16 protein-coding genes are annotated in these 13,451 nt (G+C 61.7%); all 16 read right to left on the reverse strand.

Annotation, left to right across the window (positions count from 1 at the left end):
• The 16 genes from fliQ to fliE all read right to left on the reverse strand — a co-directional run bounded on the left by fliQ (position 1) and on the right by fliE (position 13,341).
• Entirely contained in the window at positions 1–270 is a 270-nt protein-coding gene (gene fliQ, locus KGA88_RS12015; RefSeq protein WP_007948918.1) for a flagellar biosynthesis protein FliQ, read from the reverse strand.
• The gene (fliP, locus tag KGA88_RS12020) at positions 267–1,025 is read right to left on the reverse strand and encodes a flagellar type III secretion system pore protein FliP (protein ID WP_110659566.1); all 759 of its coding nucleotides are present in this window, start codon (positions 1,023–1,025) and stop codon (positions 267–269) included. The genes fliQ and fliP overlap by 4 nt, the downstream gene beginning before the upstream one ends.
• Complete coding sequence (gene fliO / locus KGA88_RS12025) at positions 1,025–1,438, reverse strand: flagellar biosynthetic protein FliO (protein WP_263296104.1); 414 nt, start codon at positions 1,436–1,438, stop codon at positions 1,025–1,027. Before fliO ends, fliP begins: the two co-directional genes overlap by 1 nt.
• Positions 1,439–1,468: 30 nt before the next feature.
• A complete protein-coding gene (gene fliN, locus KGA88_RS12030; protein WP_095944071.1) occupies positions 1,469–1,915 on the reverse strand; it encodes a flagellar motor switch protein FliN in 447 nt (148 codons plus the stop codon).
• Positions 1,916–1,981: 66 nt separating this feature from the next.
• Complete coding sequence (gene fliM / locus KGA88_RS12035) at positions 1,982–2,950, reverse strand: flagellar motor switch protein FliM (RefSeq protein ID WP_103394738.1); 969 nt, start codon at positions 2,948–2,950, stop codon at positions 1,982–1,984.
• A gap of 9 nt (positions 2,951–2,959) precedes the next feature.
• The gene (gene fliL, locus KGA88_RS12040; RefSeq protein WP_110659564.1) at positions 2,960–3,463 is read right to left on the reverse strand and encodes a flagellar basal body-associated protein FliL; all 504 of its coding nucleotides are present in this window, start codon (positions 3,461–3,463) and stop codon (positions 2,960–2,962) included.
• 183 nt (positions 3,464–3,646) lie between these two features.
• Positions 3,647–5,011, reverse strand: coding sequence for a flagellar hook-length control protein FliK (locus KGA88_RS12045; protein WP_223591228.1), 1,365 nt, complete (start codon positions 5,009–5,011; stop codon positions 3,647–3,649).
• Positions 5,012–5,110: 99 nt separating this feature from the next.
• The gene (locus tag KGA88_RS12050) at positions 5,111–5,461 is read right to left on the reverse strand and encodes an Hpt domain-containing protein (protein ID WP_223591230.1); all 351 of its coding nucleotides are present in this window, start codon (positions 5,459–5,461) and stop codon (positions 5,111–5,113) included.
• Positions 5,462–5,491: 30 nt separating this feature from the next.
• A complete protein-coding gene (locus KGA88_RS12055) occupies positions 5,492–7,198 on the reverse strand; it encodes a fused response regulator/phosphatase (RefSeq protein WP_223591232.1) in 1,707 nt (568 codons plus the stop codon).
• A gap of 5 nt (positions 7,199–7,203) precedes the next feature.
• On the reverse strand, positions 7,204–7,503 hold the full coding sequence (locus tag KGA88_RS12060; protein ID WP_110659560.1) for an STAS domain-containing protein: 300 nt from the start codon (positions 7,501–7,503) through the stop codon (positions 7,204–7,206).
• Between the two features lie 89 nt (positions 7,504–7,592).
• Positions 7,593–8,042: a flagellar export protein FliJ gene (gene fliJ, locus KGA88_RS12065; RefSeq protein ID WP_110659559.1), complete on the reverse strand. Its 450-nt coding sequence runs from the start codon at positions 8,040–8,042 to the stop codon at positions 7,593–7,595.
• Between the two features lie 6 nt (positions 8,043–8,048).
• A complete protein-coding gene (gene fliI / locus KGA88_RS12070; protein ID WP_110659558.1) occupies positions 8,049–9,407 on the reverse strand; it encodes a flagellar protein export ATPase FliI in 1,359 nt (452 codons plus the stop codon).
• On the reverse strand, positions 9,397–10,194 hold the full coding sequence (gene fliH / locus KGA88_RS12075) for a flagellar assembly protein FliH (protein ID WP_223591242.1): 798 nt from the start codon (positions 10,192–10,194) through the stop codon (positions 9,397–9,399). Before fliH ends, fliI begins: the two co-directional genes overlap by 11 nt.
• A 4-nt stretch (positions 10,195–10,198) precedes the next feature.
• The gene (gene fliG / locus KGA88_RS12080) at positions 10,199–11,218 is read right to left on the reverse strand and encodes a flagellar motor switch protein FliG (protein WP_007983391.1); all 1,020 of its coding nucleotides are present in this window, start codon (positions 11,216–11,218) and stop codon (positions 10,199–10,201) included.
• On the reverse strand, positions 11,211–12,998 hold the full coding sequence (gene fliF / locus KGA88_RS12085; RefSeq protein WP_110659556.1) for a flagellar basal-body MS-ring/collar protein FliF: 1,788 nt from the start codon (positions 12,996–12,998) through the stop codon (positions 11,211–11,213). Before fliF ends, fliG begins: the two co-directional genes overlap by 8 nt.
• A gap of 16 nt (positions 12,999–13,014) precedes the next feature.
• Positions 13,015–13,341 (reverse strand): flagellar hook-basal body complex protein FliE, encoded by a 327-nt coding sequence (fliE, locus tag KGA88_RS12090; RefSeq protein ID WP_008021337.1) that lies wholly within the window; start codon positions 13,339–13,341, stop codon positions 13,015–13,017.
• Between the last annotated feature and the right edge of the window lie 110 nt (positions 13,342–13,451).

The following is a 13,451-nucleotide window of genomic DNA, read 5'->3' on the forward strand; positions in this document are numbered from 1 at the left end:
TTAACCGATGACCTGCGGAATGCTGCCGTACAACTGCAGGATGTACTCCATGAAAGTCTGCACCAGCCACGGTCCGGCGACGATCAGGGTCACCAGCATCACCAGCAGGCGCGGCAGGAAGCTCAAGGTCTGTTCGTTGATCTGGGTGGCCGCCTGGAACATCGCCACCAGCAGGCCCACCAGCAGACTCGGAATCACCAGCACCGCCACCATCATGGTGGTCAGCCACAGCGCTTCACGGAAGATGTCGACCGCAACTTCTGGTGTCATGGCGAGACACCGCCAAAACTGCTGGCCAGTGTGCCGATGATCAGCGCCCAGCCATCCACCAGCACGAACAACATGATCTTGAACGGCAGGGAAATGATCAGCGGCGAGAGCATCATCATACCCATGGCCATCAACACACTGGCCACGACCAGGTCGATGATCAGGAACGGAATGAAGATCATGAAGCCGATCTGGAACGCCGTTTTCAACTCGGAGGTCACGAAGGCCGGCACCAGGATGGTCAAAGGCGCCTGATCCGGCGTCGCGATGTCAGTGCGCTTGGACAGGCGCATGAACAGCTCCAGATCGCTGGTGCGGGTCTGGGCGAGCATGAAATCCTTGATCGGCACCTGCGCCTTGGCGACCGCATCCTGGGCCGTCAGCTTTTCCGCCAGGTACGGCTGCAAGGCGTCCTGGTTCACCCGGTCGAACACCGGCGCCATGATGAACAGGGTCAGGAACAGCGCCATGCCGGTAAGGATCTGGTTCGACGGTGTCTGCTGCAGGCCCAGGGCCTGGCGCAGGATCGAGAAGACAATGATGATCCGGGTAAAGCTGGTCATCAGCATGACAAACGCCGGGATGAAGCTCAGCGCGGTCATGATCAGCAGGATTTGCAGGCTGACCGAGTATTCCTGCGCACCCTGCGCATTGGTACCCAGGGTGATGGCCGGGATCGACAGCGGATCGGCGGCGAATGCCAACGGCGCGGCCAGGATCAGGGCCAGCGTCAAGACGATGCGTAGCGCACCCATTACTTCTTATCCTTCTGATCTTTACCCAGCATCTCCAGCAGTCGCTGCGCAAACTCCGGTGTCGGCTTGTCGGTAGCCGGCACTTGCACCGGCTCCTTGAGGACGTGCAGCGCCGTGATGCTGCCAGGGCTCAAGCCCAACAGAATCTGCTCGTTGCCGACCTGTACCAGCATCAGGCGATCACGCGGCCCCAGCGCACGGGAGCCGACAATCTCGATCACCTGCCCCTTGCCCGCAGGACCCGCCTGCTGGACCCGACGCAGCAACCAGGCGAGGAGGAAGATCAGCCCCAGCACCAGCAGCAAGCCGAACACCAGTTGTGTCAGCTGGCCAGCCACACCGCTGCTCACTGCTGGCGCAGCAGCCGTGGTCGCCGTTGCGACAGGCTCAGCCGCCAGCACGCTGAACGGCATCGCCAACACAAATCCGAGAACCTTTTTCACTCAGCGCAGCTTCTTGATGCGTTCGCTTGGGCTGATCACATCCGTCAGGCGGATGCCGAACTTCTCGTTGACCACCACCACTTCGCCGTGGGCGATGAGCGTGCCGTTGACCAGCACGTCCAGCGGCTCGCCGGCCAGGCGATCGAGCTCGATCACCGAACCCTGGTTGAGTTGCAGCAGGTTGCGGATGTTGATATCGGTGCTGCCCACTTCCATGGAAATCGACACCGGGATATCGAGGATCACGTCCAGGTTCGGGCCTTCGAGGCTGACCGGGTCGTTGTTTTTCGGCACGCTGCCGAACTCTTCCATTGGCAGGCGGTTGGACGCGGAATTGCCGGAATCGGCCGCCAGCAAGGCGTCGATATCAGCCTGTCCGGCATCACCGGTTTCTTCCAGGGCCGCAGCCCACTCATCGGCCAGAGCCTGATCGTCTTGCGTACTCATAGTGTCAGTGTCCTCGGCGAGCAAAAATTCAGAATTCGGTTAATTGCGAATGGGTACGAGCGCCGGTCAGCGGCGCTCGATCGGCTCGATCACTTGCAACGCCAGGTTGCCCTTGTGCGAACCCATCTTGACCTTGAAGGCCGGCACGCCGTTGGCGCGCATGATCATTTCTTCCGGCATGTCGACCGGAATCACATCCCCCGGCTGCATGTGCAGGATGTCGCGCAGGCGCAGCTGACGACGGGCGACTGTCGCACCGATTGGCACGTCGACGTCCAGCACGTCCTGGCGCAGGGCGTTGACCCAGCGCTCGTCCTGGTCGTCGAGGTCCGACTGGAAGCCGGCGTCGAGCATTTCGCGCACCGGCTCGATCATCGAGTACGGCATGGTCACGTGCAGGTCACCGCCACCGCCATCGAGTTCGATGTGGAAGGTCGACACCACAATGGCTTCGCTCGGGCCGACGATGTTGGCCATGGCCGGGTTCACTTCCGAGTTGATGTACTCGAAGTTGACTTCCATGATCGCCTGCCAGGCCTCTTTCAAATCGACGAACGCCTGCTCCAGCACCATGCGCACCACACGCAGCTCGGTCGGGGTGAACTCACGCCCTTCGATCTTGGCGTGCCGGCCGTCGCCACCGAAAAAGTTGTCCACCAGCTTGAACACCAGTTTGGCGTCGAGGATGAACAGCGCGGTGCCGCGCAGGGGCTTGATCTTGACCAGGTTGAGACTGGTCGGCACGTACAGCGAGTGCACGTATTCGCCGAACTTCATCACCTGCACGCCGCCAACCGCCACGTCTGCCGAGCGACGCAGCATGTTGAACATGCTGATGCGGGTATAGCGGGCGAAACGCTCGTTGATCATTTCCAGGGTCGGCATCCGTCCGCGGACGATGCGATCCTGGCTGGTCAGGTCGTAGCTTTTGACGGTGCCGGGTTCGGCAGCGTTTTCGGTCTGTACCAGACCATCGTCGACGCCGTGCAACAGCGCGTCGATCTCATCCTGGGACAGCAGGTCCTGCACGGCCATGTCGTGTTCCTACTGCAGTACGAAATTAGTGAAAAGCAACTGTTCGATCACCACTTTGCCGAGCTCTTTCTGCGCCACTTCCTGCACGCTGGCGGTGGCTTTCTGCCGCAGCATTTCCTGGCCGACCGGCGAGGCGAGCGTGGCGAAGTCCTGCCCGGAGAACAGCATGACCAGGTTATTGCGGATCACCGGCATGTGGACCTTGAGCGCATCCAGGTCCACCTGGTTGCGCGCGAGCATGGTGATGCTCACTTGCATGTAGCGCTGGCGACCGTTCTGGTTGAAGTTGGCCACGAAAGCCGGTGCCATCGGCTCGAAAATCGCTGGCTGTTTACCGACGAGAGCGGTCTGCGCATCGGCGGCGGCAGGCTTGCTCTGAGCGCTGTGCATGAAGTACCAGGTCGCGCCCACGGACACACCGATCGCCAGCAGCAGGGCCACCACGATCAGGATAATCAGCTTGAGTTTGCCTTTGGTTGCGGGGTCTTTTACTGCTGCGTCGCTCTTCGCCATGCCAATAATCCGTCACTAATCGGGTTTTCACAGTCGCACGGCAAGGCAAGAGCAAGTGTTATGCCATGTAGGAGCGAGCTTGCTCGCGATGGACGTTAACGATGACGAGGGTCATCTGGATAAACGCGGCGCTCTCACGTTTTTCGCGAGCAAGCTCGCTCCTACAGGGGGTTTTGCGTTTGGTCAGGCGTAGTAATCGACCGCGCTGGAGCCGATCACGCTGGTGGTGTTGGCAGCCACTTCAGCCACCCCGGGAGTCAGGTCGTCATCCATTGAATCGAGGCGGCCGCCGTTGGCGCTGGTCCGCCCGGCCTGGCTTTGCCGGGCTTGTTCCTGCCCTTGCTGCGAACCACGGGACTGGTCCGAAACGTTGACATCGACCTGCCCCATGCCCTGCTGGGCGAACATGTCGCGCAAGCGATGAACCTGGCCATCCAGCGCTTCACGCACGCCCGGGTGCGCGCTCATGAACGTAACCTGGGTCTGTTGATCGGGCACCATGTTCACCCGAATGTCCAGGCGTCCGAGCTCAGCGGGCTGCAACTGGATGTCCGCCGCCTTGAGATTGGCGCTGGACAGGTACATGACCCGGTTCACCACCTCTTCGGTCCATCCGCTCTGGTGCATGGCGATCGGTTGGTTCACCGGCAAGGCGTTGGCAGTCTTCGGGGTAGCCGCCTGGGTCAGCGCGGCCAGGCGGTTGGCGAAATCATCGACACGGGTGTCGCTGCTGGCGGACTTGAGGTCCTTCAGGCCGTCATCGATCAAGCCGCTGAAAGCCTTGTCGTCGCCCTGACCGGTGCTGTCTTTGTCGGCCTGAACATCCAGCAGGGTCGCCATGCCGGCGGCAAAGTGTTGCGCCGACGTCACCTCGCCATCAACCTGGGCTTGCGCCTGGGTCGGTGCAGCCTTGGACTGCGCCTGGCTGGAAGCCGACACGTGACCGCTCTGCTCCATCGCCAGGCGTAGTGCCGGCAGGGCGTCGAGAGGATCAGCCTCTGGATCGAAACTGTCGTCTGTAGCGGTCTGTGCCGACGTGATTGTCGTGGTGATGGCTGCGGCAACCGACGCGTCAACCGCTGGCGGCACAGTGTCGGCTACGGCGGGAGTTGTCGGTACTGGCGCAGGTGTCACTGGCTGTACGGCTTGCTGCAATGAGGGATCAAGCGCCGGATCGACAGGCGCGGCATCGACGACCGGAGCCTGGTCGGCATCCGCCGCATCATCGTCGGCCGTCTTGCCGTCAGCCCGCGACGCCGTATCGGCAGGCAAGGATTTGCCGCCATCGGCAACCACCGGCTCGCCGGCGGCAGACGTGTCGTTGCCAGCGTCTTTTTTTCCGGCAGCATCAGAGCTTTTGTCACGACCCGGCTTGACCGAGGCATCCGCCAACGCATCGGGCTTGCTCTGGGCCTGGCTGGCGTAGACATGAGCGAAGCTTGCGGCCTTGTCCCCGGGCTCAGCGGTCAGCGCCGGGGGATTGGCGGACGCAGCCTGAGTCTTGGCCTGCCTGGAGGCCTGAAGCAAAATATCGGGGGTAACGGGCATGAAACGGTCTCCGCTGCACGGGGCTCTAAGTACAGTTGAATGAGTTGACTGCAAAGGTCGAGCCAGTTTCACTCGAAGGAGAGCCAATACAGCTTATGCTCAGATTTTCGCCGGGCAACGCTGTCGTTCAGCTTCGTACAGAGGCCGGATACCGGCAAACTCGTTATCGATTTTGCCGACCAGCTCCTGAATGGCCGCGCACGGCAAACTGGCGGCCTGCTGCTCAAGCTGGTGGAGGAGCCTGGTCAGCCTGACGGCGCCCATATTGCTGCTGCTGCCCTTGAAGCTATGGGCCGTTTCAACCAGCAGTGCGGCACTGTCAGCTGTTCTCAAGACTTTCAGGCGCTCTTCGGAGTCCGCAAGAAAGATATCCAGCAGACCCGGATAGCTCTCTTCCATCACTTCGCGCAATGCACTCAGCACGCCGCGATCCACATGTGTCTCGTCCACTTGCTCACTCCTTGATCAAGAATGCGCGGATTATGCCAGAGCCTCCCAGGTAAACTCCACGCGTGCACTTCGACCCTCGTCGGTCCAGCGGGCATTGCGCCCCAACTGGCGGATCAGACTGACCCCTCGTCCCGACAGGCGGATGTCATCCAACGGCCTTGCCATCACTCGCTCGACATCGAATCCCTTGCCGCTGTCTTCGATATGAATGGTCAGGCAACCGCCGCCATCTGTCGGCGCCACCTGCAAATGTACCCGTACAAAACCATCCTGCAGTTCGCCGAGCCGGGTATTGCGCTCGTGATAATACCGCGCAAACCCCGACGCATCGCGCTTGAGACTCGAATCCAGCCCCAGCACGCCATGCTCCAGCGCATTGGAATAGAGTTCCGCCAGCACACTATAGAGCGCACCGCTCTGAGCCCGAAGGCCATGGACCTCAAGCAGCAACTGCAACAGATAGGGCAACGGATTGAAACGCTTGAGCGTGGCGGCGCGAAATTCGAAACTCACCGACCAGTCCAGCGGGCAGGACTGCCCACTGTCGGAGTAGACCAACGCCGGCGGAGTGATCTGGGCCGTCTGCAGCAGGCTGATTTCGACCATGCTGACATCGTCACGCGCCTCTCCGCCAAACTGTCGCAACGCTTGTTCAATCTCTTCAAACAGTGCATCTGGCTGACGATTGGCGGCAAACACCTGCTGTAACCGCTGCACGCCGAACAACTGATCGTTGGCGTCGCAGGTATCGATCACGCCATCGGACAGGAGAAACACCCGATCGCCGAGGGCCATGGGGTACACGTCGGTACGGTCATCGAAGGATTCCGGGCTCAGCACCCCCAAAGGCAAGTGCCGCGCTGGCAGAGGCGTTCGCTCCCCGCTGGCAATGCGATGCAGGTAACCGTCGGGCATGCCGCCGTTCCAGACTTCCACCGAACGGCGCTGAGAACTCAGGCACAGCAACGTGGCACAGCAGAACATGTCCACCGGCAGGATGCGCTTGAGCTTGGCATTCATCTCGCGCAGGGTTTCCGCCAGGCCATAGCCCTTGGCGGTCATCCCGTAGAAGACTTCGGCCAGGGGCATGGCGCCCACCGCCGCCGGCAGACCGTGGCCGGTGAAGTCGCCCAGCAGCACGTGCATGTCTCCGGCCGGGGTGAACGCGGCCAGCAACAGGTCGCCGTTGAACAGCGCATAGGGCGATTGCAGATAACGGATATTCGCAGCGGCATTCAGGCAGCCGGAGTGCGCCACCTTGTCGAAAACGGCCTTGGCCACGCGCTGTTCGTTCAGCAGGTAGTCGTGGTGCCGGGCGATCTGGTCACGCTGTTGCAGCACCGTGTCCTGCAAGCGCCGCAAGCGATCCATCGCCTTGATCTTGGCCGCGAGAATCACCTGGTTGTAGGGCTTTGCCAGAAAGTCGTCACCGCCGACTTCCAGGCAGCGGGCCAGGGCTTCGCTTTCGGACAATGACGTGAGGAAGATGATCGGCACCAGGGTTTCCCCGGCCAGGGCCTTGATCTGTCGGGCCGCCTCGAAGCCATCCATGACCGGCATCAGCGCATCCATCAACACCAGGTGCGGTTGTTGCTGGCCAAACACCTCGACCGCTTCGGCACCGTTGGCCGCCGTCAGCACTTCGTGCCCCTGGCGGCGCAAGATGCTCGACAACAGCAGGCGATCGGCGGCGCTGTCCTCGGCAATCAGGATCGTCAGCGGCTCCAGTGGCTGCATGGCAATCAACTGATGTCGAACAGCTTGTCGAAGTTGGAGATGGCGAGGATTTTACGCACGTCGGTACTGCTGTTGACGACGCGCACATCGGAGTCGTCGCCACCGGCGTGATCGCGCAGCAAAAGCAGCATGCCCAGGGCCGAGCTGTCGAGGTAAGTGGCCTCCTTCAGGTCGACCACAACCGCCGATAGCTGTTTATCTTCGTAGGACTGACGAAATTCCTGATGCTTGGCGAAGTCGAAACGACCCTTGATCGAGATCGTCAGCTTTTGCCCGTCCTGGGACACTTCTGAAACGACTGACATTTAATGGCTTCCTTGTCTTTGGAACACGTCTAGAAGGTTTAGCATCAGGAGGGGATGGCGGCAAGCCAGCCGGTTTTTTGAAAGCACGCTCAATAGGGGTTCTCACGCGGCAAGCGCTGGGACAATTCATCCAGCAATTTCTGTTCACGCCGGTCTTCAAGCGCCCGGGCCTCGTCGGCATAGCGCTGAACCAGCTTGCGCAAACCTTCGACCCGGGCAAACGCCTGCTGCCAGGTTTCCCGAGCCTTGTTCAGGTTGTTCTGGTGCCAGGCCAGGCTTTGCCGCTGCTGGTCAATGGCCGTGCCCAGTTGCGCGAGAAAGCCCTGATAGCCCAGCAACCATTGGCCCGAGACGCCGCCGCTGCCGCGCACGATCCATTGTTCCTGATAGTCGAGGCGGAAGGCTTCAAGGTCAGCGAGCTTGCTTTCCGCCAGACGCACCTGCCCTTGAAAGTGCCCCAGGCGCTGGACTGCGGTTTTTTCGGCCTTTTCAGCCATTTCCACCACCGGCGCCAGCCGCCCTGCCCGAGTCTGCGCCATGAGCGCTTAACCGCCCGTCGCGGGCGCGAAGATCGAGGCGAGATACGCTTCGCTTTCGCCCAGGCTGATGCTGTCGTTGAGGCCCTGGCGCAGGTATTTGACCAGTTGCGGTTGCAGGGAAATCGCCAGGTCGGTTTCGCGATCGCCGCCGGCGACATAGGCGCCAACGCTGATCAGGTCGCGGCTCTGCTGATATCGCGACCACAACTGCTTGAAGTACTGCGCACGGACCATGTGTTCCGGCGACACCACCGCCGGCATCACCCGGCTGATGGACGCTTCGATATCGATGGCCGGGTAATGCCCCTCTTCGGCCAGGCGCCGGGACAGCACGATGTGCCCGTCGAGCACGCCTCGCGCCGAGTCGGCAATCGGGTCCTGCTGGTCATCGCCTTCGGACAGCACGGTGTAGAACGCGGTGATCGAACCACCGCCCTTCTCCGCGTTACCAGCCCGCTCCACCAGTTTCGGCAGCTTGGCGAACACCGACGGCGGATAGCCCTTGGTCGCCGGCGGCTCGCCAATGGCCAGGGCGATTTCCCGCTGGGCCTGGGCGAAACGGGTCAGCGAATCCATCAGCAACAGGACGTTCTTGCCCTTATCGCGGAAATACTCGGCGATGCGCGTGCAATACATGGCCGCACGCAGACGCATCAGCGGTGCATCGTCCGCCGGGGACGCCACGACCACTGAACGCTTGAGCCCTTCTTCACCGAGGATGTGCTCGATGAACTCTTTAACTTCACGACCCCGCTCACCGATCAGCCCGACGACGATGATGTCGGCCTCGGTGAAGCGGGTCATCATGCCCAACAGCACGGATTTACCGACACCGGTACCGGCAAACAGCCCGAGCCGCTGGCCACGGCCGACCGTCAACATGCCGTTGATGCAACGGATGCCCACGTCCAGCGGCTCGCTGATCGGTTCGCGCTTGAGCGGGTTGATGGTCGGGCCGTCCATCGGCACCCAGTCTTCGGCTTTCATCCCGCCCTTGCCATCCAGGGCACGACCGGCACCATCGAGCACCCGCCCGAGCATGCTCATGCCCATGGGCAGGCGACCGGTATCGGCCAAGGGCACCACGCGGGCGCCGGGGGCGATGCCGGCGACGCTGCCGACGGGCATCAGAAAGACCTTGCTGCCAGAGAAGCCCATCACTTCGGCTTCAACTTGCACCGGGTGATAGCTGTCGTCGTTGATGACCATGCAGCGGCTGCCCATGGCGGCGCGCAGGCCTTCGGCTTCGAGGGTCAGGCCGACCATGCGTAGCAGGCGGCCTTCAAGGATCGGCGCGCCGGCAAGCTCCGTGGCCTCGGCATAGCTGCCCAGGCGCTTGGCGAAGCTGGTGCGTTCAAGGCGCATCAGGTGCATCCGGTTCCGGCGCGGTCGCAGGCTTGCTCTCGATCGGCAGTTCCAGGCTCAGGTCCGGCGCGGCCGGGTGCAAGGCCTGCTCGTGCAACTGGTCGAACAGCTTGTCCATGACCCGCGCGACGCGGGTTTCGACCGTGGCATCGATGCGACTGTGTTCGGTCTCGACCCGGCAACCACCCGGCAACAACGCTTCGTCCTCGACGATACGCCAGGTTTCTTCATGGCGTTCGCGCAGGGCTTTGACCTGTTCGAAGTCCTGCGGATTGATGTACAGCCGCACATTGCCCACGCCCAACGGCAGGAGCTTGAGGGCATCGCGCATGACATGTTCGATCTGCGTCGAGTCGATGGCCAGTTCGCGCTGGATCACCTGCCTGGTGATGTGTTGCACGAGGTCGACCAGGGACTTTTCGATCAGGGTGTCCTGCTCGGCGATAGGCTCGAACAGGTGGCCCATCAATTGCTCCAGCGCCCCGATCTTGGCCGTCAGGGCTACTTCGGCTTCCTGGCGGACCTTGAGCGTGGTGCTGTGGAAACCTTCCTTCTCGCCCACCGCGAAACCTTCGTTGTAGGCTTCCTGGCGAATGCTTTCGAGTTCTTCGAGCGTCAGTGGCTGGACTTCTTCCAGCGGCACTTCCTGCATTTCCGGCGGTTCGGGTTCCGGCTCAGGTTCAGGCTCGGGTGCCGGCGGATCGAAGCTGGGCAGCGCCCAGGACTCGAAGCCACTGACATCCCTGGCCCGGATCAGGTCAGTGGGTGCATCATCATTGTTGACCATGGTGTTAGATCATTTCCTCGCCGCCCTTGCCGCCGAGAACGATTTCTCCGGCTTCGGCCATACGGCGGGCAATGGTGAGGATTTCCTTCTGCGCGGTTTCCACGTCGCTGACGCGCACCGGGCCCTTGGCTTCCAGGTCGTCGCGCAACAGTTCGGCCGCACGCTTGGACATGTTCTTGAAGATCTTCTCCTTGACGCCTTCGTCCGACCCCTTGAGGGCCAGCACCAATACATCGGAGGACACTTCGCGCAACAGGGCCTGGATCCCGCGGTCGTCGACATCGGCCAGGTTGTTGAACACGAACATGAGGTCTTCGATCTGACCGGACAGGTCTTCGTCGACTTCGCGGATCGAGTCCATGAGCTGGCCTTCGATCGAGCTGTCGAGGAAGTTCATGATGTCCGCCGCGCGCTTGATGCCACCCAGGGTGGTGCGCGAGGCATTCGAGTTGCCGGAGAACTGCTTCTCGAGAATCTGGTTGAGCTCTTTCAGGGCCGCTGGCTGTACAGTGTTCAGCGAGGACACGCGCAGGATGATGTCCAGTCGCACCTTGTGGTCGAAGTTGCCGAGCACTTCACCGGCCTGGTCCGGATCGAGATACGCCACCACGATCGCCTGGATCTGCGGGTGCTCGTAACGGATCACGTCGGCAACGGCGCGCGGCTCCATCCACTTCAGGCTGTCGAGGCCGCTGGTGTTGCCACCGAGCAGGATGCGGTCGATCAGGCCATTGGCCTTGTCCTCACCCAGGGCCTGGGTGAGCATCTTGCGCACATAGTCGTCGGAGCCGACGCCCAGGCTGGTCTGGTCGCCGACGATGTCGACGAACTCGCTCATCACCTGCTCGACCTGCTCGCGGTGCACATTACCCATCTGGGCCATGGCCACACCCACGCGCTGAACCTCTTTGGGGCCCATGTGACGCAGCACTTGGGCAGCGTCGGTGGAGCCCAGGGACAACAGCAGGATTGCGGCTTTGTCGACCTTGGACAGTTTGGCGGCAACGGCTCGGTTATCACTCATCTGCGTTAATCCACTCTTTCACGACCTGGGCCACACGACCCGGATCTTCGGCCACCAGACTCTTGATTGCGTTCAACTGTGCGTCATAGCCTTCGCTCGGGCTCGGCAACAGGATGCTGGTCGGGCCGCCGAGGCTGACGCGGTCGTTGGCCAACTCGCCATCCAGGCCGCCCATGCCACCCAACTCGACGTCGCTGCCAATACCGGCCAGCTGCTTGCCCTTGCCGCCACCGGTGATGTTGTTGAGCACCGGACGCAGCACACCGAACACCAGCACCAGGATGAACAGCACCCCCAGCACTTGCTTGACGACGTCCCAGAACCACGGCTGGGAGTAGAACGGAATATCGGCAATCACTTCGCCGCGCTCGGCGGAGAACGGCATGTTGATCACGCTGACACTGTCGCCACGGCTGGCGTCGAAGCCGACCGCGTCCTGTACCAGGCGCGTGAAGCGCGCCAGTTCATCGGCGCTCCATGGCGCACGGGTGGTTTCGCCGTTGGCCGGGTTGATCTTGACCTGATCATCGACCACGACCGACACCGACAGGCGATTCAAACGACCCTGCTGCTGCTTGGTATGGCTGATGGAACGGTCGAGCTCGAAGTTCTTGGTCGACTGTTGACGCTTGTCCGCAGGATACGGCGCGAGCATCGGCTGGCCGGTGGCCGGGTCCATGATTTGCTGGCCGTTGGCATCGATCAGCGGCTGGCCTGGCTGCACCATGCCCGCCGACGCGGTGGCGCCACCAGTGGTCTGCGGCGCGGAGGCTGGCGACGGCGGCTGGTTGCTCAACGCACCCGGCACACCTTGCGGGCCATTGCTGGCGGTACGCTGTTCGTTGACCGACTGTTCGCTGCGCAACGCCGGCTGATCCGGGTTGAATTGCTCGGAAGTCGACTCGACCGCACTGAAATCCACATCGGCCGAGACTTCGGCCTTGTAACGGTCGTTGCCCAGTACCGGCTGCAGGATGTTGTGCACGCGCTGGGTGAGCATGCTTTCCATGCGACGGCTGTAGTCGAACTGCTTGCCGGCCATGGTCAGTTCGGAGTTTTCCGCCTGATCCGAGAGCAGGTTGCCTTTCTGGTCGACGACGGTGATCTGCGACTTGCTGAGTTCGGGAACGCTGGTCGCCACCAGGTTGATGATGGCCACGACCTGGCCTGGCTCGAGGGAGCGGCCGGAATAGAGTTCAACCAGAACCGAAGCGCTCGGCTTGCGCTCGTCGCGCACGAACACCGAACTCTTCGGGATCGCCAGGTGCACGCGGGCACCCTTGACGTTGTTCAGGCTGGAAATGGTGCGGGCCAGTTCGCCTTCGAGGCCGCGACGATAGCGGGTCGCTTCCATGAACTGGCTGGTGCCGAGCCCCTGTTCCTTGTCGAGGATTTCAAAACCGATGTTGCCGTCGCTGGGAGTGACACCAGCGCCCGCGAGCTTGAGCCGCGCACGGGACAAATCTTCAGCCTTGACCAGCAAGGCACCGGAGTTCGGTTCAACGGTGTAAGCAATATCGGCGGCGGCCAGGGTATCCATGACCTGCTTGGCGTCCATGCCGGCAAGGCTGCCGTACAGAGGCCGGTAGTCCGGCTGCTGGGACCACAACACCACGGCAAAACCAATCGCCACGCTCGCAGCCAGGCCGACCAACAGGCCCACCTGACGCAACATGGTCATCTCGGAGAGGTTTTCCAGAAAGGACAACCCGAACAACGGCGGTTTACCGTCTACCGGGGTGGCCTTGGCCGGAACATTATCGGCGACTGCTTCTGCCATGACTCAATCTCGTCCTTTAAACCGGCATCTGCATGATGTCTTGGTAGGCCTGAACCAGCTTGTTGCGCACCTGGGTCAATGCCTGGAACGACACGCTGGCCTTCTGCGAGGAGATCATCACGTCCGTGAGGTCGACACCGCTCTTGCCGATTTCGAAGGCGCTGGCCAACTGAGTGGAAGCCTGTTGGGTGTCGTTCACTTTATTGACGGCCTGGCCGAGCATGTCAGAAAAGCTGCTGCCCGCCACTTCAGGGACGGCAGTCGATTTCGGCGCAGACATGGCATCCATTTGCATGGCGCGCATATCCAGCATCAACCGATTGAATTCAATACCTTGGCTCATGATCTACTCTCGTTGGCGGCCCGCAATTTTTTGACGCTCACTCGGCGGGTAATGAGGTGTTAGCAACAAGGGTGCCAGCTCCGTGGCCTTTCTCACAAAAGCCCTTCCCA

The organism is Pseudomonas sp. A-R-19, assembly GCF_019956575.1.
Classification (GTDB): Bacteria; Pseudomonadota; Gammaproteobacteria; order Pseudomonadales; family Pseudomonadaceae; genus Aquipseudomonas.

What these genes read in the sequence shown, in the direction of transcription:
- fliI (WP_110659558.1), bottom strand. Translation starts at nt 9,407, where the DNA reads ATGCGCCTTGAACGCACCAGCTTCGCCAAGCGCCTGGGCAGCTATGCC.
- KGA88_RS12060 (WP_110659560.1), bottom strand. Translation starts at nt 7,503, where the DNA reads ATGTCAGTCGTTTCAGAAGTGTCCCAGGACGGGCAAAAGCTGACGATC.
- KGA88_RS12055 (WP_223591232.1), bottom strand. Translation starts at nt 7,198, where the DNA reads ATGCAGCCACTGGAGCCGCTGACGATCCTGATTGCCGAGGACAGCGCC.
- fliM (WP_103394738.1), bottom strand. Translation starts at nt 2,950, where the DNA reads ATGGCCGTGCAGGACCTGCTGTCCCAGGATGAGATCGACGCGCTGTTG.
- fliN (WP_095944071.1), bottom strand. Translation starts at nt 1,915, where the DNA reads ATGAGTACGCAAGACGATCAGGCTCTGGCCGATGAGTGGGCTGCGGCC.
- fliE (WP_008021337.1), bottom strand. Translation starts at nt 13,341, where the DNA reads ATGAGCCAAGGTATTGAATTCAATCGGTTGATGCTGGATATGCGCGCC.
- fliP (WP_110659566.1), bottom strand. Translation starts at nt 1,025, where the DNA reads ATGGGTGCGCTACGCATCGTCTTGACGCTGGCCCTGATCCTGGCCGCG.
- fliO (WP_263296104.1), bottom strand. Translation starts at nt 1,438, where the DNA reads ATGCCGTTCAGCGTGCTGGCGGCTGAGCCTGTCGCAACGGCGACCACG.
- fliL (WP_110659564.1), bottom strand. Translation starts at nt 3,463, where the DNA reads ATGGCGAAGAGCGACGCAGCAGTAAAAGACCCCGCAACCAAAGGCAAA.
- KGA88_RS12045 (WP_223591228.1), bottom strand. Translation starts at nt 5,011, where the DNA reads ATGCCCGTTACCCCCGATATTTTGCTTCAGGCCTCCAGGCAGGCCAAG.
- fliG (WP_007983391.1), bottom strand. Translation starts at nt 11,218, where the DNA reads ATGAGTGATAACCGAGCCGTTGCCGCCAAACTGTCCAAGGTCGACAAA.
- fliJ (WP_110659559.1), bottom strand. Translation starts at nt 8,042, where the DNA reads ATGGCGCAGACTCGGGCAGGGCGGCTGGCGCCGGTGGTGGAAATGGCT.
- fliF (WP_110659556.1), bottom strand. Translation starts at nt 12,998, where the DNA reads ATGGCAGAAGCAGTCGCCGATAATGTTCCGGCCAAGGCCACCCCGGTA.
- fliH (WP_223591242.1), bottom strand. Translation starts at nt 10,194, where the DNA reads ATGGTCAACAATGATGATGCACCCACTGACCTGATCCGGGCCAGGGAT.
- fliQ (WP_007948918.1), bottom strand. Translation starts at nt 270, where the DNA reads ATGACACCAGAAGTTGCGGTCGACATCTTCCGTGAAGCGCTGTGGCTG.